General features: G+C 42.2%; 1 protein-coding gene. It reads right to left on the minus strand.

The features are described 5' to 3' along the window. Window positions 1-141: 141 nt before the first annotated feature. Window positions 142-1,113, minus strand: a complete 972-nt coding sequence (locus FKQ60_RS17250; protein ID WP_170906824.1) for an immunity 49 family protein — start codon at window positions 1,111-1,113, stop codon at window positions 142-144. Between the last annotated feature and the right edge of the window lie 105 nt (window positions 1,114-1,218).

A 1,218-nucleotide genomic window follows, 5' to 3' on the forward strand; every position in this document is an offset into this window, starting at 1 on the left:
CATAACGCCGCGTTAAGGGGTGAGCAACGCAACTACCGACTCACCGCATTGCACTAAAAACTAATAAAATCAATGCATAACGAAAATGCTACGCGTTGCGAATCCCTCTTTAACGCCTTGTTAGGCGATTTTGCAGATGAACTATCTCTGGTAGAGATAACTGGGTATGTAATCTGACTTCACATCGAGTGTATAGCCATATTTTTCATACGCATATTTGGCTGCCGTGAGGAGATGTAATGAAATATAACCTTTCGGATCTGTTTTAAAATCCTTATCGTGAGTCCACCACTCTTTATGCATGTCTAAAGCACGATGCATGGATAGGTTATACGCCACTTGGTCTTGCTGATGTATAGCTTGCATCACATCGAAAAAGCCCAAGGTCACTGTAATCCCGTGGTAACTAGGAATGCGCTCCTTAGGTGTTTGGCCTTCTCGCTGGATATGGGCAATAAACCGATTGATTAAATCAGTAATATCACAGCTGGCTTGGAGGCCAAGCATATGCAGCACTATTTCAAGATGATACCGACCTTGCTCAGAGCGCCATGCCACTTGCCCCTTATGCAGAAGTTCTATTAATAAATTTAAATCCTCATTACGCCCCGTGACAATAGTGAGGTAAAGCATATCAAGCCAATCAAGCGACTGAATATACTCCGTTCTACCTTGAGCTGGAATTGCAAAATCTACTCCTTGGTATTGAAAGGGGATGAACTCCCCTTTCGGTTGATTCATCTGGCGTAACCATAATATCGCGTACTGTTGAGCAGAGAAAAAATGCTCTACTACCTCAGAGTCTGCGACTGATGGTAGATAGTGACCAATCGCAAATAGCTTGCAAAGGTCTCGATACCCAGTTTCAAATCCAAAACAGTTTTTTTCCGCAATACTCAATGAAAACTGGTTGGTTTTAATAAAACTCTCTAAGGTCGCATCATAAACACGCTGCTTACCTTCTAAATTTTTAATATGAGTCTTCAGCGCGCTTTTCATCACAGGCTCATTGGAAACAACCTTTGTTTCGTCTGCCCCAGTAATGACCTCTGTCGCTTCATGAGAATTGGCTCGCCCAAGTAAGGATAAGATAAAACGGAATGGAGTACGCATCGATTGTAACCTTTGATTATGAGCCAAATATAAATTTAGAGATTGATAACAAAGGAAGGCATTATCACCATCAATGCCTGTCGATGTCTAGTATCGCCTAACGCC

The sequence above is a fragment of the Vibrio sp. A11 genome (assembly GCF_013048705.1).
GTDB lineage: Bacteria > Pseudomonadota > Gammaproteobacteria > Enterobacterales > Vibrionaceae > Vibrio > Vibrio metschnikovii.

Bases quoted from the DNA above. Each gene is read 5' to 3' on its own strand.
- FKQ60_RS17250 (WP_170906824.1), bottom strand. From the start codon at position 1,113: ATGCGTACTCCATTCCGTTTTATCTTATCCTTACTTGGGCGAGCCAAT.